This is a genomic window from Agrobacterium sp. NPDC089420, from assembly GCF_044900305.1.
Taxonomy (GTDB): Bacteria; Pseudomonadota; Alphaproteobacteria; order Rhizobiales; family Rhizobiaceae; genus Agrobacterium.
Genome location: NZ_JBJDMY010000005.1, coordinates 288,916 through 306,990, shown reverse-complemented (window position 1 = coordinate 306,990; position 18,075 = coordinate 288,916). Strand labels below are relative to the sequence as shown.

14 protein-coding genes are annotated in these 18,075 nt (G+C 60.5%); 5 read left to right on the top strand and 9 right to left on the bottom strand.

Features of this window, described 5'->3' with window-relative positions; all coding sequences use genetic code 11:
- Positions 1 to 3 precede the first annotated feature (3 nt).
- Positions 4 to 666 (top strand): guanylate kinase, encoded by a 663-nt coding sequence (gene gmk, locus ACI2KA_RS10445; protein ID WP_404501717.1) that lies wholly within the window; start codon positions 4 to 6, stop codon positions 664 to 666.
- 1 nt (position 667) lies between these two features.
- On the opposite strand, the gene ACI2KA_RS10440 is transcribed toward gmk, so the two are convergent.
- From ACI2KA_RS10440 to ACI2KA_RS10410, 7 genes are all read right to left on the bottom strand, one after another.
- On the bottom strand, positions 668 to 1,291 hold the full coding sequence (locus ACI2KA_RS10440; protein ID WP_404501715.1) for an alpha/beta hydrolase: 624 nt from the start codon (positions 1,289 to 1,291) through the stop codon (positions 668 to 670).
- A gap of 67 nt (positions 1,292 to 1,358) precedes the next feature.
- Complete coding sequence (rsmA, locus tag ACI2KA_RS10435; protein WP_404501713.1) at positions 1,359 to 2,189, bottom strand: 16S rRNA (adenine(1518)-N(6)/adenine(1519)-N(6))-dimethyltransferase RsmA; 831 nt, start codon at positions 2,187 to 2,189, stop codon at positions 1,359 to 1,361.
- Entirely contained in the window at positions 2,189 to 3,211 is a 1,023-nt protein-coding gene (gene pdxA / locus ACI2KA_RS10430) for a 4-hydroxythreonine-4-phosphate dehydrogenase PdxA (RefSeq protein WP_404501711.1), read from the bottom strand. Before pdxA ends, rsmA begins: the two co-directional genes overlap by 1 nt.
- Before the next feature lie 25 nt (positions 3,212 to 3,236).
- Positions 3,237 to 4,184: a SurA N-terminal domain-containing protein gene (locus tag ACI2KA_RS10425; protein WP_404501709.1), complete on the bottom strand. Its 948-nt coding sequence runs from the start codon at positions 4,182 to 4,184 to the stop codon at positions 3,237 to 3,239.
- 297 nt (positions 4,185 to 4,481) lie between these two features.
- Positions 4,482 to 6,863, bottom strand: coding sequence for an LPS-assembly protein LptD (locus ACI2KA_RS10420; protein WP_404501707.1), 2,382 nt, complete (start codon positions 6,861 to 6,863; stop codon positions 4,482 to 4,484).
- Positions 6,863 to 7,951, bottom strand: a complete 1,089-nt coding sequence (gene lptG / locus ACI2KA_RS10415) for an LPS export ABC transporter permease LptG (RefSeq protein WP_404501705.1) — start codon at positions 7,949 to 7,951, stop codon at positions 6,863 to 6,865. Before lptG ends, ACI2KA_RS10420 begins: the two co-directional genes overlap by 1 nt.
- A complete protein-coding gene (locus ACI2KA_RS10410) occupies positions 7,948 to 9,117 on the bottom strand; it encodes an LptF/LptG family permease (protein ID WP_404501703.1) in 1,170 nt (389 codons plus the stop codon). The genes lptG and ACI2KA_RS10410 overlap by 4 nt, the downstream gene beginning before the upstream one ends.
- 297 nt (positions 9,118 to 9,414) lie before the next feature.
- Between ACI2KA_RS10410 and ACI2KA_RS10405 the strand changes: the two genes are divergently transcribed.
- The 3 genes from ACI2KA_RS10405 (at position 9,415) to ACI2KA_RS10395 (ending at position 12,626) form a co-directional block, all read left to right on the top strand.
- Positions 9,415 to 10,908: a leucyl aminopeptidase gene (locus ACI2KA_RS10405; protein ID WP_404501910.1), complete on the top strand. Its 1,494-nt coding sequence runs from the start codon at positions 9,415 to 9,417 to the stop codon at positions 10,906 to 10,908.
- Positions 10,909 to 10,933: 25 nt separating this feature from the next.
- The gene (locus ACI2KA_RS10400; protein WP_404501701.1) at positions 10,934 to 11,383 is read left to right on the top strand and encodes a DNA polymerase III subunit chi; all 450 of its coding nucleotides are present in this window, start codon (positions 10,934 to 10,936) and stop codon (positions 11,381 to 11,383) included.
- A gap of 214 nt (positions 11,384 to 11,597) precedes the next feature.
- On the top strand, positions 11,598 to 12,626 hold the full coding sequence (locus ACI2KA_RS10395; RefSeq protein WP_404501699.1) for a sensor domain-containing diguanylate cyclase: 1,029 nt from the start codon (positions 11,598 to 11,600) through the stop codon (positions 12,624 to 12,626).
- Positions 12,627 to 12,656: 30 nt separating this feature from the next.
- Here the strand turns inward: ACI2KA_RS10395 and ACI2KA_RS10390 are convergent, their stop codons facing one another.
- A complete protein-coding gene (locus ACI2KA_RS10390) occupies positions 12,657 to 13,583 on the bottom strand; it encodes a Gfo/Idh/MocA family protein (RefSeq protein ID WP_404501697.1) in 927 nt (308 codons plus the stop codon).
- A 485-nt stretch (positions 13,584 to 14,068) separates the two neighbouring features.
- Here ACI2KA_RS10390 and ACI2KA_RS10385 point away from each other — a divergent pair, with 485 nt between their 5' ends.
- A complete protein-coding gene (locus ACI2KA_RS10385; RefSeq protein ID WP_404501695.1) occupies positions 14,069 to 16,006 on the top strand; it encodes an EAL domain-containing protein in 1,938 nt (645 codons plus the stop codon).
- A 150-nt stretch (positions 16,007 to 16,156) separates the two neighbouring features.
- Here the strand turns inward: ACI2KA_RS10385 and ACI2KA_RS10380 are convergent, their stop codons facing one another.
- Complete coding sequence (locus ACI2KA_RS10380; RefSeq protein WP_404501694.1) at positions 16,157 to 18,040, bottom strand: ABC-F family ATP-binding cassette domain-containing protein; 1,884 nt, start codon at positions 18,038 to 18,040, stop codon at positions 16,157 to 16,159.
- Between the last annotated feature and the right edge of the window lie 35 nt (positions 18,041 to 18,075).

Below are 18,075 nucleotides of genomic sequence, written 5' to 3'. Positions count from 1 at the left end.
CCCATGGCCCCGGCGAATAATTCTCCCGTCACGATTGCCCGCAGAGGGCTGATGCTGGTGATTTCTTCGCCCTCGGGCGCGGGAAAATCGACGATCGCCCGCAATCTGCTCGACAAGGACAAGAATATCGGCCTGTCGGTCAGCGTCACGACGCGTCCGCGCCGCCACAGCGAGATCGACGGCATCCACTACCATTTCATTTCCAAACGGGATTTCGAGCGGCTGCGGGACAGCGACGCGCTGCTGGAATGGGCGGAAGTTCACGGCAATTTTTACGGCACGCCGCGCGAGCCGGTCGAAGAGGCGATGGCCGCCGGCCGCGACATGTTGTTCGACATCGACTGGCAAGGCGCCGAGCAGCTGCAGGACAAGATGAAGGCGGACGTCGTTTCGATCTTCATCCTGCCGCCGACCATGACCGAACTGCAATCGCGCCTGCACCGCCGGGCGGAGGACAGCGAAGAGGTCATCAAGACGCGCCTTGTCAATTCCCGCGCCGAAATCGAACACTGGCGCGACTATGACTATGTCATCCTCAACGACGACCTTCAGGCCGCCTTCGAGGCTGTGGAAGCCATCGTGAAGGCGGAACGCGTCCGCCGCGACCGCCGCCACGGCATGTTCGATTTCGTGCGGGGATTGCTTGAGGAAGAGCCGCAGCTCTGATTTACGCTGTGCTTCCGCGCGCCAGCCACTGGCGGGACAGCCGCTCGTCCATCGCGTCTTCCGCCCAGCCATGACCCGTGTCGATCGTCTCCAGAACAACCTCAGCGCCGGCTGAAGCCAGCTGCCCGGCCAGATGCGGCGCATCGCAGGGGTGACGCCGGTCGTCATGGGCACCTGCCAGCAGGAGCACGGGATATCCTGTAAGATTCGGCAGAAGCGCGTCATTTCTTGGAGAGAGCGGGCGAAGCAGAATGGCGCCCTTCGATAGATGGCGGTTCTGGCATAACGCTTCAGCCGCGATGATTGCACCGTTCGAATATCCAACGAGAAGCGGTCTTTGCCCGGTCTGCTCAAACACAAAGGTGACAAACCGGCAAAGCCCGCCGGCTCGATGTCTCAGATCGTCACTATCGAGCTGTCTGTCGGGCCTCCGGCGAAAGAATGCAAAGCCCGCTTCCCAGGCAACGGTACCTCTCGGCGCGTATAGGGCACCCCTGGGAAAGACAGCGCGGCCAAAAGGGATAAGGTCTTCTTCCGTTCGTCCCGATCCGTGCAGCAAGACAACCGCGCAGTCAGGCACTTCAGCGGGAATGTCGAGCTTGTAGTGAAAACCGGCACTCTCCACGCGCTTGTTCCTCTATTCGCAGCGTCTAAGAACCAATACCCGCTGTTCAGAGCAGCGCGTGGCGGATCTACAGGTAATTCGCCAGCGTCACGAACTCCTCCACCGACAGCGTTTCCGCCCGCCGTGTGGGATCGATGCCCGCCTTTGCCAGCAGCGTCTCGCCGCCAAGGCTTTTCACGCTCTGGCGCAGCATCTTGCGGCGCTGGCCGAAGGCGGCTTCGGTCACCTTTTCAAGCTTGCCGACCTCGCAGGGCAGCGGCCTTTCCTTCGGCAGCAGGTGCACGACGGTGGAGGTCACCTTCGGCGGCGGGCTGAAAGCCTGCGGCGGCACATCGAAGGCCATTTCCGCGACGGTGCGCCAGCCCGAAAGAACGCCGAGACGGCCATAATGGTTGTCACCCTCTTCGGCCACGATGCGCTGGCCGACTTCCTTCTGGAACATCAGCGTCATGGAAAGCCAGAACGGCGGCCATTCCTTTGGCAGAAGCCAGTTGACCAGCAATTGCGTGCCGACATTGTAAGGCAGGTTGGCGATGATCCGCACGGGCTCGCCGGCCGGAATGAGCGCCTCGAAATCGGTCTTCAGGGCATCGCCCTCGATCACCTCGAGACGCCCGGGATAGTGCGCCTCTATTTCCGCAAGCGCCGGCAGGCAACGGCTGTCGCGTTCGACGGCGATGACCTTTTTTGCACCGAGCGAAAGAATGGCGCGGGTGAGGCCGCCGGGACCGGGACCGACCTCGATCACCGTGACGCCTTCAAGCGGTCCTGCCGTTCGGGCGATCTTCTGGGTGAGATTGAGGTCGAACAGGAAGTTCTGCCCCAGCGACTTCTTCGCGTCGAGCCCATGGCGCTGGATGACATCGCGCAGCGGCGGCAGTCCGTCTATGGCCGCCATTATGCGCCGGCCCGGCTTCGGGTGGAGATGTCCGCGGCCATCGTCAGCGCCGCGACAAGGCTCGCTTCATTGGCAATGCCCTGGCCGGCAATGCCGAAGGCGGTGCCATGGTCGGGCGAGGTGCGGATGAAGGGCAGGCCGAGCGTGACATTGACGGAATCGTCAAAACCGAGCGCCTTGGCCGGAATGAGGGCCTGATCGTGATACATGCACACCGCCACGTCATAACGCTTGCGGGCGGCATCGTGGAACATGGTGTCGGCGGGCAGGGGACCGAAGGCATCGATCCCGTCCTTGCGCAACCGCATGGTCGCCGGATGAACGATGTCGCGATCTTCTGTGCCGAGCGCGCCATCTTCGCCCGCATGCGGATTGAGGCCGGCAACGGCCAGACGCGGCGCCGCAATGCCGAATTTCTGGCGCAGATCGGTGTCGGTGATCCGGCAGGTCGTAACGATCAGCTCTTCGGTCAACGCCGCCGGCACGTCCTTTACGGGAATATGGATCGTCACCGGTACGACGCGGACCTTGGGTCCGGCAATCATCATCACCGGCGTCACCTGTGTGCCGGTGAGCCTCAAGGCGAGATCGGCCAGGAATTCCGTGTGACCGGGAAAACCGAAACCGGCCTCGTAAAGCACGGATTTCGCAATCGGATTGGTGACGACGGCCGCGGCCTTGCCCTCGACCGTGAGAGACACGGCGGTCTCGATGGCCTTGATCGTGGCATGGGCGGCGCCGACATGCGGCTGGCCGGCCTGAACTTCGAAACCGACGGGGAGGGGAAGCACGGGAAAAGCGCGCGGGAACAGGCTGACGGCATCTCCAGCGTCGCATGTCTCGATATTGACGGTAACACCGATCAGCGCCGCACGACTTGCCACCACATCGGGGTCGCCGATGAAAATGAAGGGCGGCAGGTTATTCTCCCGGCGCTTCGCCCAGGCGGCGATAGCGATATCGGGGCCGATACCGGCTGGATCTCCCTGGGTCAGGGCAAGCGGCAGGGATGCATGTGTCACGGAAGACCCGGCTTTCGTATCGATATCAGGTGTTGACGATCTGCGCCTTCTTGCGCAACTCATCCATATATTTCTTCTCGTTGGGGTTTTCGCCGTCCTTGGCCTTCATCAGGTCCTCGGCCTTGAACACCATTTCCGCCGCATAGTCGTCCGAGACCTGACGCTGCTTGCAGATCGCCAGATATTCGACGCCCTTTTCGGTAACGCGGGTGCCGGTGGTGCCGCCTTCCTTGGTCTTTTCCACCAAAGCCTTCCAGTCTTCCGGCAGCTCGGGGGCCAGAATGCGGCCAAGATCCTTGATCGCCACATCGCGCATGGTTGCGGCAAAGCTCATGGCCTGGTCGCAGCCGGGGTAACGCTTGCGCGACGCTTCTGCCTCAGCCTTGCGTTTGCCGGTAATCGCGTTGCGTTTCGATTCCGGAATGACGAAAATGATCTGCTGCAGGAAATATTCTGTCGTGACGGGCTTGTCGCCGCGCTCTTTCAGGCGGGTGACGAGATCCTGGGTCGACATCTTGCCACGTGCGCCATAACGGGCGTTGACAAGGCGCGGCCAGCTCATCTGCACTGCGATGAAGGCCTTGAAGTGGTCGGCGCCGACACCCGCCTGCGACAGCACTTGCGTCAGCTGTTGCGGGCTCATCTTGTTGTTGGCGGCAAAACGCGCAAAAGCCGCATCGACATCATCGGTGCTGACCGACATCTTCACGCGGCCGATCTCCTCGCGCTTCAGCGCCTCGTCGACCAGCTGCTCGCGCGCTTTTTCATTGAGGTTGCCGGACTGGCGCTGCAGCTTCAGGAAGGCGACGCGCTTGGCGATATCGTCATTGGTGATGGGGGTCTTGTTGACGACGATCTTGACGGTGCTGTCGGCGAAGGCCTGACCGGCATAAGGCACGACAGCCATGGGAACAGCGAATATCGCAAAGGCGAAAGCCGCGCCACGCAAAGCCGTCTTTCCGAAATTCATCATATCCTTCTCCCTTTCGTCGGGCAGGGTCCTGTTTCCCTTTCCCGCCAATCTGTTCGTCTGTCGGTCCGGAGTGCAGCACTCCCGGCTTTCAGAACTGCATTTGCGTATCCGCACCGCGATTTTGCCACGTATATATCATCGCGATCCGCAGCACGGCAATGTGTCGGTTTGTTGAAAGAAAACCCGCTGGAGGTTTATATGCGGCCGACACTGGCGTGTTGTTGCGGCAAAACCGTGACTTTTACTGGCTGGACAGCAAAAAGGCAGGCCACGACGCTGCATGACCCGCCTTTAAACTCAGTAATTGTTCGGCTTCCAACCGATATCCATATCGGCCCAGTCCTCGTTTGCGGAGCCGACGCTGATATCGCCGAGCGTCCGGAACGCCAGGCGGGCATTGATCGACCAGTCATTCGCGGCCTGCCGGCTGGAAGTGATGTTGCCCTCGTCGGAATAGCTGACGGTGAAGATCGTGCATTCGTCCTGGTAGAGGATGCCGACCCGGCGTTCGGCGGCAAACTTGCCGTTCAGATCGTAGTTGATCGAGCCGAACAGCGACCAGTTGTCGTCCATGCGCAGCGTGCCGGAGGCCTGAACGATATCGCGGTCTTCGTTATAGCCATATTTCGGCTGCGCCTTGACCTGGGTGTAGCTGAGCTTGCCGGTGATGCGGCGATCCGAATAGCTGAGGCCTGTCTCCGATCGGTTGATGTCGAGATTGTCCTTGTCGAGACGCAGGCTCGACGACAGCGACAGGCCGATCGGCGCATCGAAGGCAGCCATGGCGACGTAATCCGAACGGTCGGATTCCAGACCGGAATCGGCGCCGACATTGGCCAGATCGTAGGAGGCGAAGGAATTCTCGCCCGCCAGATGGAAAGACTGGCCGACAATGGCGCGAACGCCGTAGCCGTTGTCGAAGGTACCGTTATAACGGAAGCCGAGATTGGCGCGCGTGCCGCCTTCGATCCGGTCGAAACCGGAGAATTTGTCGCGTTCGAACAGATTGGTCGCGTCGAATACGAAGGCCTGCGCATCCTCGTTGGGAAGGCGGCCGGAATATTGCTCGTTCGGACGCACGAAGATCTGTGCGATGGGCTCGATCACGTGGCTGCTGTTGAGTGCCGTGAAGAGCCAAGGGTAACGCACTTCCAGACCGCCGGTGACCATGCCGCGCAATGCCGCGTCGTCATGCATCATGCCCTCATAGGCATAGGATGTGCCGCCCGAGGTAAAGCTTGTCGGAGACATGTCCGTCCACAACGCATCGCCGCGCGCCGCGAAGATCGGCGTGATCTGCAGGCCGCTGTCCATCGTGAAAGTACGCTTCCACTCGGCCTCGGTGGAAAGACGCGTATAATCGCCCTCAAGTCCGTTGAAGCGCGAATAGCCTCCCAGCGCATAGGCATCCTGCTTCTGGCAGGTAATGCTGGTCAGGTTGGTGGTCAGCGAAAGCTCGCCGCCATAGATCGGATCCGGCACGAAATAACGGTAATCGACAACCGGATGGACGATCGCCTGCTTGCGCTCCTGGGATTCGGTATTATCCGTATCCTGGACGTTGAAATAATAACCGCGGGCGTCAAAGCTGTTCCGGTCGCCGGTGCCGCTCAGATAGATCTGGTTCGTCTGGACGCTGTTCTTGTAACCCTTCAGCCCGTAGGTGCGTGAAAAGTTGTTGTCCGTCTGCACCATGGCATCCCAGCCAAAGGCCCAGCGCGGATTGATGGTGAAGTCGCCCTTGCTGGCGATCATGCCACGATTGTCGTTGAGCGCATCGCTGGTTCCGGCCGTGAACGTGTCGGACTTCTGCTGGCTGATGCCGGCAATCGTAAACGTATGCATGCCGGTTTCGAAACGCTGCCGCAGCTCCGCCTGGAGCAGCAGGCCCTGCGTGGTATAATAGGTCGGCGTCACCGTCACATCTGACGTGTCGGACAGAACCTGGAAATAGGGGACGCCGATACCGAAACCGAGATTGTCGGTAATGCTCATCTGCGGGAACAGGAAACCGGACTTCCGCTTCACAGTATTGTCCGGAACCGTCAGGAACGGCACATAGGCGATCGAATGGCCGAAAAGCTGCAAACGGGCTTTTTCCAGGCGGATCGTATGGGTTTTTCCGTCCTGGATGACGCGCTCGGCCTTGACCTGCCAGAGCGGCGCCTTTTCAGGCTTGGCGGCGCAGGGCAGACAGGCGGTATAGACGCCGTTGTTGAGGACCATCAGGTCGCCTTCGAGACGCTCGGCGCTTTCACCCGCGATACGGGTATTGTCCGGTGTCTCGACGCGCAGCGCGTTGACGAAACCCTGACCGAAATCGTCGGTCACATCCATTTCGTCGGCGTAGATCTTGTTGCCGCCGGGCTCGATCAGCTCGATATTGCCATGGGCGATCACGCGGCCGGTCTGCTGGTTATATTCCACTTGCTGGGCCACCATGCGGTAGCCCGAGTATTTCATGCGAACCACGCCCTTCGCGATCACGCGCTGGGAATCGCGGTTATAGGTCAGTTCATTTGCCGTAAGCAGGAGTTTCGAATCGTCTTGGCTTGCCGACGCAAGCAACCCGCCCTGGCCAAAAGCGACCGGGCTTGATGCCAAATACGCGCACACAGCGGCACCCGTCAGAAGGGCCGTCCAAAGCCGCCTGATATTCCCGCGGTCATATACCGCCACTAGCCGTCCTCCTGATGAAGCAGAATGGTTGCCCCCAAAGCCAACGCCACGATGACTGGAACCCAGACCGCGACGGTGGGAGGGACAACACCACCACTCCCGAATGCCCTTACGAGCACGGTTACTACATAAAGCACGAAGCCGGAAACGATTCCACCCAGAATCACGGAGCGCGACTGGGCGAAGCGGCTGAACTTTAATGAAACGGTCGCGGCGATCAAGGTCATCGCAACCAGAAGCAGGGGCGTCGATAGCAGGAAATGATACTGCGTCTCAAGCGCTTTTGAAGACAGTCCAAAAGACTTTGCAACTTCGATCTTGTGAGAAAGGTCAAAGAAAGCAACGGTTTCCGTCTGCGTCATGCGCTCCTGGACGAATTCCCGTCTCAGATTGGTACTGATCCGCGTGCTTTCTTGCCGAACTGGCACATGCCCGGCGCGCGTTTCCGAAACGCCGTTAAGAAGCCAGTAACCATCTTCCAACTTAGCCGACTTCGCATCCTGTCGCGAGACGATGTTTCCGTCCTTGTCGAGGTGGATCAGAACCACGTCGAGAAGCATCGTTCCATTGTCCTCGAAGCTCTTGGCGCCGATGATCGTGTCCTGGCCGCCGCTTGCCTGGCGCATCCACGGAATGATCTCCTGCTGGCGGCCGCCGCCTGCTTCGTTGCGCAGACCCGCCTCCATGGCCAGTGACTTGTTCTGTCCCCAGGCGGCGATGGGGTTGAGGATGGTGACGGAGAGGATGCCGATGAGAATGGATCCAAGCACGAAGGGAAGGATGAACTGCCAGGCGGAAATGCCGGCGGCGCGGGTCACCACCAGTTCGTAACGCCGGTTGAGCGAGATCAGCGTCGTCATGCCGACGAAAAGCGCGATGAAGGGAACGGTCTGCTGCAGGATCAGCGGCAGGCGAAGCGCCGTCAGTCCGAGGGCGGCCGGAACGGAATAGCCGGGCAGGCCGGACATGCGCCGCGCCGTCTCGCTGAAGTCGGCAAGATAGATGATCGAGGATACGCCGAGCACGAACCAGATGGCGGTTATCAGATATCGCTTCAGGAAATAACGGGCGAGCGTATTGAAAATCATGTGTTGCCGCTCCCCTGGCTTTTCGCCATCCGGCTGGAGAAGAGACGACGCAGGCGGCCTGCGGCATCCGCGATCACCTTCGGCATTTTCGGCTTGCGGCCGGTCAGCAGGATGAAGGCGGCGGCGGCGCCGCTGAGACCCGGCACGGCATAGACCAGCGGAATGAAGGCCGCGCTCTGCTTGACCTGGTTGGTGACGTAAAAACCGAGCCAGCGCAGCATGAAGGCCGTCACCAGCGCCGCGACCATCGGATGCATGCGCGCTTCGCGGTGCGAACGGGCATCGGCGGCGATGACCAGCGAGATGAGCGCGAAGGAGAAGGCGAACATCCAGTCCGACAGCCGCTTGTGCAGCTCGCTGCGGAAGGTCTCCGGAGACCGCTTGTAGCTCGCATTGTTTTCGTCGGGCGAGAGCAGGAAGCCGAGGCTGGCATCGCCGGGAGCCAGCGACGGTTCGGAATCCTGCTTCTCCGACATGGTCGAAAGATCGAAGGCGTAGGACAGGAACTTGACGATCGAGACCTTGCCGTCCGGCGTCTTCTGCTGCACCTCGCCGTCGCGCATGGTCAGCGACGTGCCGCTTTCGTCGATCATGCCTTCCTTGGCGTAATAGATGAGATCGAAATTCGGATCGCGGCGGTCGGCAACGAACAGGCCCTTGAGAATACGGCCCTGCCGCTGGGCGATCTGCACGTAAAGACCGTCCTGAATGGTGCGGAAGGTTTTTTCCTCGATCACGGACGACAGCAGGTCGGCATAGGCCGCAGCCACCATCTGCCGGGCGGAGTTACGCGCGGGCGGCTCGATGAAATTGGTGATGGTGAAGGAAAGCGCACTCAAAACGGCGGCGAGAATGAGGACCGGGCGAAACATGATCGAACGCGGCGCCCCGGCCGCATCGATGATGGCGAGCTCGGAATCATTGTTCATCGCCGTGAAGATCTGGGTGATGCCGATGACGAGGGCGAAAGGCAGGACGACGGGAATGAGGGTCGGCAGGATCATGGTCGCAAGGGCCATGAAGGAGCCCATGGACTGGCCCGTATCGGTGACGAGATTGATTCTCTGGAGAACCTGGATGGTCCAGATGATGGCCAGCACCGGCAGCAGCGCGACCAGAAACATCTGCGTTGTCCGCCGCAGGATATAGTTCTCGAGAAGCTTCATACTGCCCTTGTCGACATTGTTTTCCGCACGATCGCCCGCCGGATTTCCGCCTATCTAATCGCATCGTTTGCAATTGGCTATTCCGGCATGCTCACAAATATGTTTTGCGCGACGATTTTTCCAACCTCTGTGTCTTTTTGTGGAACAAGCTGTCGGTTTCATGACGTGATTTCGCGTTCCACAAAAATGCCTTTCCTTTCGGGACTGTCGGCCTTTAAAGAATGCAGGGTTGCGCCCGGGGCCGAAAAGGCCAAGATTGGGCGCATCATGCAGGTCGTCCACGAAGAGCAGGAAAACATGTCCGCCAAATTCGATATTTCTTTCGCCAATTCCGCCTCGCTTGAAAACGCTCTGGCCGTTGTGCTGCAGGCCTCGGGTGAGGCACAGGCCGTCGCCGGCGCCTCCGAGGCCGATCCGGGCGGCGTGATCGAAAGGGCGGCGAAGATTTCCGGCTTTTCCGCAAAATCCATGGCGACGCTCGACGTGATCGCGCCGCAGGGGTCCGCCGCTGACCGTCTGCTCGTCATCGGTCTCGGCAAGCCGTCCAAACTGGTGGCGCATGACTGGCTGCGCGCCGGCGGCACCGCGGCCGCCAATTTCCGCAAGGCGAACAAGGTCGCCATCTATCTTGACGCCCCGGGCGTCGAGGTCGGTGCGCAGGCGGCGGCGGATTTCGCGCTGGGCCTGCTGCTGCGCGCCTACAGCTTCGATGCCTACAAGACGAAAAAGAAATCCGACGATGAAAAGACGCCGAAAAAAGTCGATGTCGTCATCGTCACGGCCGGCCACCAGGAAGCGGAAAAGGCCTTCGCCGTCTCGGAAGCCGTGGCAGGCGGTGTGGTTCTGGCACGCGATCTCGTCAATCTGCCGCCGAATGTTCTCGGCCCCGTCGAATTCGCCGAGAAGGCGGAAGAGCTGCGCAAGCTCGGCGTCGATGTGGACATTCTTGGCGAGAAGGAGCTGAAGAAACTCGGCATGAATGCGCTTCTCGGCGTGGCCCAGGGCTCGGCCCGTCCGCCCCGGCTTGCCGTCATGCAGTGGAACGGCGGTTCCAAGAAGGATGAGCCGATTGCCTTCGTCGGCAAGGGCGTCGTTTTCGATACCGGCGGCATTTCGCTGAAGCCCGGCCTCAACATGGAAGACATGAAGGGCGACATGGGCGGGGCTGCGGCCGTGACCGGCCTCATGCATGTGCTCGCCGCCCGCAAGGCCAAGGCGAATGTGATCGGCGTCATCGGTCTTGTGGAAAACATGCCCGATGGCAACGCCCAGCGCCCGGGTGACATCGTTACCTCCATGTCCGGCCAGACCATCGAGATCATCAATACCGATGCCGAAGGCCGGCTGGTTCTGGCCGATGCGCTCTGGTACACCAAGGAACGCTTCAACCCGAAATTCATGATCAATCTCGCCACCCTGACGGGCGCGATCACGGTTGCGCTCGGCAATCTGCAGGCCGGTCTCTTTTCCAATGACGATGAACTGGCGGCACGTCTTGCCGAGGCGGGCGATGTGACGGCGGAAAAACTGTGGCGCATGCCGCTCGGCAAGGACTATGACAAGATCATCGATTCCAAATTCGCCGACATGAAGAACAGTGCGGGCCGGCTGGCCGGCTCCGTCACCGCCGCGCAGTTCCTCAAGCGTTTCGTGGGCGAAACCCCGTGGGCGCATCTCGATATCGCCGGCACCGCCATGGGGTCGCCGCTCACCGAGATCAACCAGTCCTGGGGGTCGGGTTATGGCGTGCGGCTTTTGAACGAACTCGTTCGTGCCCATTACGAAGATTGAACCGACCGGAGCGGCAAGTCTGCGCATGACCGAAATTCTGTTTTACCATCTGACGGAATCGAAGCTGGAGGATGCGCTGCCGCCCTTGCTCGAAAAGTCTCTGGAACGCGGCTGGAAGGTCGCGATCCAGACGGTGGACGAGGAGCGCCGCGATTTTCTCGATACGCATCTGTGGACCTTTCGCGACGACAGTTTCCTGCCGCACGCCACCGACACGGCTTCCTCCCCGCAAAACCAACCGATTCTTTTGACCGCCTCGGATGAGAACGGCAATGCGGCGAGCGTCCGCTTTCTGGTCGACGGCGCCGAGCCGCCGGCCGTGGAGGCTTATGAGCGTATCGTGTTCATGTTCGACGGATATGACGCCTACCAGCTGGAAATGGCGCGAAATCACTGGAAAAGCCTGAAAACCGGGGGGCATACGCTGACCTACTGGCAGCAGTCTCCGGAAGGCCGTTGGCAGAAAAAGGCGTGATCGCGCCTCGGCTCGAGGGCGTTCCGCCCGATTGGTTCCATATGCAAACAGACCGGCAAAAATTCGCATGTGGCGTCCGCTGCCGGTTTTTGCATTATGCGGCGAAAGGGAAGGCAGCCGAAGCGGCGCTGGCTTGAAGAGTGGCGGGCCGTCAGGGGTCGCCCTGTCAGGGTCGGGGCGGCTTCGCGTCACGAAACAGCAGAAGGACTTGCGCATGGGACAGGCGATATCACGACCGGACGCAGAAATGGAGCGCCTGGTCGCGGTGCGGTCGATCATGTCTTTCAAGAATGCCGAGATGCCGGAGCTGAAAGTGCTGTCGCAACTGGGGCAGGGGGTGTTTGGCGTGGCGCGCGCGGCGGTCAATATTGTCGATGAGGATTGGCTTCATATCGCCGAGCAATCGGGAATGCAGCTGTCGGAGTGCCCGCGTGATCTGTCGATCTGCAACCGCGTCATCGCCAAGCAGGATGTGGTGGTGATTTCCGACCTGACCGAGCATCCGGATTTCCGTTTCATGTCCTATGTGAAGGCTGGGCCGGAGTTGCGTTCCTATGCGGGTGCGCCGATCGAGCTTGAGCCCGGTCTTGTTGTCGGCGCCTTCTGTCTGGTCGATACGGTGCCGAGAAAATTTTCCCGCGTTGAAATCGACAATCTCAGACACTTCGCGTTGCTGGCGGCCGCGCTGCTGCGGCTTCAGAAAGCCAATTTCACCATGAGTCTGGCCGAGCGCGAATTGCGTGATGCGGCGATGACCGATCCGCTGACCGGTTTTTATAACCGCAAGGCGCTGGAGGCGATCGTTGACGGCCAGCTCGGAGCGGCGCTGCGAGCAAAAGAGGCCTTCGGTGTCCTCTATCTCGATCTGGACGGTTTCAAGATGATCAATGACACGTTCGGCCATCCGGCGGGCGACCGCGTTTTGACCGCGGCCGCCGGACGCATTCGCCACACCATCCGCAAGGAGGACATCGTCGTGCGCATGGGCGGCGACGAATTCGCGATTTTTATACCGCGGCCCGGCGCGCCCGATGTCATGAACGGGTTGGCGGACCGGCTGCTGGACGCCTTTCGCAAACCTTTCTGCGTGGACGGACAGGAGGTGGACGCCCGCCTCAGCATCGGCGGCGCGCTTGCTCCGCAGGCGGGTACAGACCGGGCAACATTGCTGTGCAGCGTTGACGAAGCGCTTTATCAGGCAAAAAAATCAGGGCGCGACCGCTTCGTCAGCCGCGCCCTTTGAGGCATTTCTTCGAGAAGCGTTGCGTGCTTCTCAGTCGTAGAAGGAATCCACGAATTTGTGGCGGCCGAGGAGGAAGGCGTCGGCCACGTGGGTCAACGGCGCAAGGTCGACATCCGACCGGCCGGCCTTGATGATCTGCGAGAAGCGCTCGTAGAGAGCCGGATATTCCCGCTCCGGCGCCGATAGTTTTTCCTCGCCGTTGATCGACAGTTTCGCGCCGCCTTCGGACAGCACCATCTGCCCCGCTGCCGTTTCGGCGACGATGTCCCAGCTTTGCTTGCCGGTCTGGCGCCAGTCGAATTCGGCGTGCACCGGCATTTTCGTCACGTCGGAAAAATAGAGGTCGGCGGCGATCGGCGCGTCGCGGTTTTCCGGGAATTCCAGCGTGGCCCGGGTGAGGAAAAGGGCGCGCGGCAGGATATGGGTGATGATGGAGAGCGCATTGATGCCGGGGTCGAACACGCCGAGGCCGCCCGCCTGCCAGATCCATGCCTGGTTCGGATGCCAGTGGCGCACATCTTCCTTCCAGATGACATGCACGCTGTCGATTTTCGTCGAGGCCAGAAAGGCCTTTGCGGCTTCGACCGCCGGCGCATAGCGCGAATGCCAGCTCGCAAACAGGGAAAGCCCCTTTTGGTCCGCAAGACGGACGAGATCCTGCACCTCCGAAAGCGTCGCGCCCGGCGGTTTTTCGAGGGAGACGTGTTTGCCGGCGTTCAGCGCCGCATAAGCGGCGTCGTAACGATATTGCGGCGGCATGCACAAGGAAACCGCGTCGATCGCCGGCTCCGCCTCCAGCATCGCCTCGATGGTGCCGTAGGACGTGACGCCGTCCACGGTGCCGTGGCGGCTCGCGGTGCAGATCAATTCGAAATCCGGATTGCCTGCGATGGCGGGAAGATGCTGGTCGCGAACGATTTTGCCGACGCCGACAATGGCAAGCTTGGTGGCTGACATGGAGAGGAATCCGTTTGAGTGCTTCATGGGATAAAGTGTGACTTTACAGGTTTCTAGCAGAAACGGCCAAAGGGGCAAGGCGCTCAGCCCCGCAGGCAGCGTCATTTTTCATATCGCGGCATCATGACAAAACACCGGATTACTGCATCCGGGATAAATAATAAATCGGTTTTTATGAGTATTGATTTCGACTTTAATGTTTTATTTCTGTAATAATCCGATTTTAACTATTGGGATTTAATATAAGTTTCGAAAATATTGCTTTGTAATTTAGTTTTATATTGAATTCTTTTTAAAGGGTGGAGACATGGGGTGTTTGTTTGACAACGACTGTTCGGACGGCATCGCCGGCAATGCGGCTCTGGCGGAGATCGTCCGGATCGGTTGGCGATGATGCTGTTTTTATCCCTGCGCAAAAGCTGGATTTGTGAAGGCCAGGTGCTGAAATTCGGGCGCCAGCGCCGATATTTAACCGTGAGTTACAAATGATGGAATTGATCGTTACCCAGGCGGCCGCATCCGCCGCCGAACTTCCATTCCTGCTGCTTCAGGCGGCGGCCGTGGTCGGCATGTTGTCGGTGCTGATGCTCCTGCAGCGGAGCATAGCGTTTAACGACGTGCGTTATAAGGTGTATTACGGAGCGGTTTTCGGAGTGACCGGCTTTCTGCTGACACTCCTGGTTTCCGAGTTCATCCAGCTGCCTTCCAAGCCCTATATCCGCTCGGACCTGTTGTTTCTGGCGGGGGTGCTGGGGTCTTGGCAGGGCGGGTTGATCGGTCTGGCGTTTATCTCCGCCGCGCGTTACCTGTTCGGCGGTCCCGCCCTTTTTGCGGCGGCGCTTCTGGATATGAGCATCATCTCCGCTGCCGGCATCGCCATGTATGGCTGGATGCGCAGCCGCCGCCTCACCGAACTCGGCATGCTGGAGATCGTCGGCGTCTTTGCGACGAGGATTTTCGCGGCTTTGCTCGCTATCTGCCTGGCCTACTCCCTCAGCCTGGTCAACCAGGAGGTGTTTCTGAGCAATATCGGACGGCGCATCGTCGGATCGGCGGTCGGCCTGCCGATGATCGCCTGCCTGTTTCTTCTGTTGCGCAGCGAGGCGCGGGCGCGGGAAGTGGTGAAAAAACGCGACGTTGCGGCGAGGACGGATTCGCTGACCGGCCTGCCGAACCGGCGTGCCCTCAAAGACCATATTGAAATGACGATGCGCCAGACGCCGGCCGAGCCGCACGCCCTGCTTCTGATTGAAATCGTCAATATCGCCGATGTCGCGGCCTATCAGGGTGAGGACTGGGCCGATCTCTTCTGGCCGAAACTGGCACGGGAAATCTGCAACGACGATGACGGCCTGTTGTCGAAGTTCGATGCCCCATCCAGCTTCATGTTCGGCGATGCCACGCTTGCGGTGGTCATAAAGGGAATTTCGCTGGAGAAATCGGAAAGCGCCAGCCTTGTCATGCATCTTCATGAGGGGTTGATCGCCTTTTCGCGGTCCACGGAGGCGGGGCCGGTGCCGCATCTGAAAATCGGGGCGGCGAATCTGGATATGCTCTCGCACGAGAACGTGGCGTCGTTCCTCCGGCATCTGAGCCTGGAGTTGAGGAGAAGCGAAAATCCGGTGCAGATTTTCCCCTTCTCCTTCGCCGAGAAGGCGGCGCGGGATGAGGGCGTGCGGCAGATGCTGGTGCATTGGATCAAATATGGCAAGCCGCCGATATTTTATCAGCCGAAATTCGAAATTCACAATCGCCGCATGATTGGCGCAGAGGCGCTGTTGCGGGCGATCGATGCCCGCGGGCAGGCGCTTTCGCCCTATTATGTGCTGGAGATCGCCGAACGTCACCGGCTGCTGGTGGAGTTCGAATGGTCGACGATCGAGGCGGTCGTCCGCGATCTCGCCGGGCTGCAATATCCCGACCCCGATTTTCATCTTGCGGTGAATATTTCCTCTTCATCCTTTGCGACGGATGGTTTCGGAGAGCGGGTTGTGGCGTTTTTGCAGGAAATGGCGGTCCCGGCGCATCGTCTGTCGATCGAGGTGACGGAGATGAGCAAGATACCGGCCATCGATATCGTGCAGCAGAATTTCGATACGCTGAGCGCAGCGGGCATACGTCTGGCGCTGGATGATTTCGGCACCGGTTATGCTGCGCTGACCCTGCTTGCACGGTTCCCGTTTCAGGAGGTCAAGATAGATCACTGGATGACGTCGCGGCTCGATCAGTCCCGGTTCAGGGATGCCATCGCGCTCGCCTTCGAAAGCGCCGAACGGTATGGCGCCAAGCTGGTGACGGAAGGCATTGAAACGGAGGAGCAGAGCCGGCTTCTCATACAGATGGGCATCCGCTTCGGTCAGGGATATCTGTACTCCCCGGCCGTGCCGCTCGATCGCCTGCAGCCGCGCCGGGAATATGCGTAAACAGCGCTGACGAATTGCGCGTCGGTTGCGTCTGCGCAAGGCTCACAACGCCGGACGGAACGCGTCCGGCGATCCGTCCGGTCGCTCTGGCAAGGCGGCATCGCGCCCGGCGTCGGCAAGCGCCGGCCGGTTTTGCTGCGCCGGCGTCCATCAGGACGCCATCGCTTCCTCATATTCGCCCGAAAGCAGCAGCCACTGCTCTTCCGCGTCTGAAAGCCTGCTGGCGGCTTCGCCGCGCTCCTTTACCTTCTGCGCCGCTTTCGCCGGCGCTTTTTCGTAAAGGGCGGGGTCGGCCAGCTCGGCATCGAGCGCCTGAATCAGTTTTTCAAGCTTTGCCGTCAGGGACTCGATTTCGTTGATCTTTTTCTTCAGCGGTGCAAGCTGGGCGCGCTTCTCGGCGTTAGCCTTGCGCTGGTCGGCCTTCGACGCCTGATCGGGAGCAGCCTCCGCCTTGTCTTCCTTCTTCCTGCCGGAGGAGACGACCAGATCGCGGTATTCCTCCATATCGCCTTCGAAGGTTTTTACCGTGCCGTCGGCCACCAGCCACAGCCGGTCCACCGTCGCTTCAATGAGATGCCGGTCGTGCGAAATGAGGATGACCGCGCCGCTATAATCGTTCAGCGCCTCGATCAGCGCCCTGCGGCTGTCGATATCGAGGTGGTTGGTCGGTTCGTCGAGGATCAGCAGGTGCGGCGCGTGAAAGGCCGCAAGCCCCATCAGCAGCCGGGCCTTTTCGCCGCCGGACAGATCCTTCGCCGCCGTTGCCATTTTTTCCGTTGCAAGCCCCATCTGCGCGACGCGCGAGCGCACCTGCGCTTCCGGCACCAGCGGCATCAGCTTGCGCACATGTTCCACCGGCGTTTCCTCCGGCACGAGGTCGTCCAGCTGGTGCTGCGCGAAAAAGCCGATCTTCAGGCCGGGAGCCACGCGAAGATCGCCGGCCTGCGGGGCAAGCCGGCCGGAGATGAATTTCGCAAAGGTGGATTTGCCGTTGCCGTTGGAGCCGAGCAGCGCGATGCGGTCGTCATTGTCGATCCGGAGGTTGAGCTGCTTCAGGATCGACTTGCCCGGCTCATAACCCACCGCGCCGCCATTGATGGCGACGATGGGCGAGGCGGGCTGCTTTTCCGGCTCGGGGAAGGTGATCGGCTGGACGTGATCCTCGATCACGGCGGCAACGGTGCCCATGCGTTCCAGCGCCTTGATGCGGCTCTGGGCCTGCCGCGCCTTGGTGGCCTTGGCGCGGAAACGGTCGATGAAGCTCTGCAGATGTTTGCGGGCGGCGTCGTTTTTCGCCTTGGCCTTCATCTGCAATTCGTCGGCCTCCGCCTTCTGCCGCTCGAACTGGTCGTAACCGCCCCGATAGAAGGTCAGCTTCTTCTGGTCGAGATGCACGATGGAATTGACGGCGTTGTTCAAAAGATCGCGGTCATGGCTGATGATGATGACGGTATGCGGATAACGCCGGATGTAATCTTCCAGCCAGAGCGTGCCTTCGAGGTCGAGATAGTTGGTCGGCTCGTCAAGCAGCAACAGGTCGGGTTCGGCAAACAGCACCGAGGCGAGTGCCACGCGCATGCGCCAGCCGCCGGAAAAGGAGGAGGCGGGGCGAAGCTGGGCCTCGTGATCGAAACCGAGGCCGGCAAGAATGCTCGACGCGCGGGCTTCGGCCGAATGGGCGTCGATATCGACGAGCCGCATCTGGATTTCGGCGATCCGGTGCGGATCGGTCGCGGTCTCGGCTTCGGCCAGCAGGGCGCTGCGTTCCTTGTCGGCGGCAAGCACGATGGAAATCAGCGATTCTTCCGTTCCCGGCGCTTCCTGCGCCACCTGGCCGATGCGCGCCTGTTTCGGGATCGTCACCGAACCGCTTTCCGCCGCAAGATCACCGGTGATGACCCGGAACAGGGTGGATTTGCCGGCGCCGTTGCGGCCGACAAGACCGGCCTTCACGCCGGCGGGAAGCGTCACGCTGGCATGGTCGAGAAGCAGGCGCCCGGCGATGCGGGCGGAAAGATCGGTAATCGTAATCATGGCGCCGTTTTGGCCGAACTGCCCGGCCAAGGCAA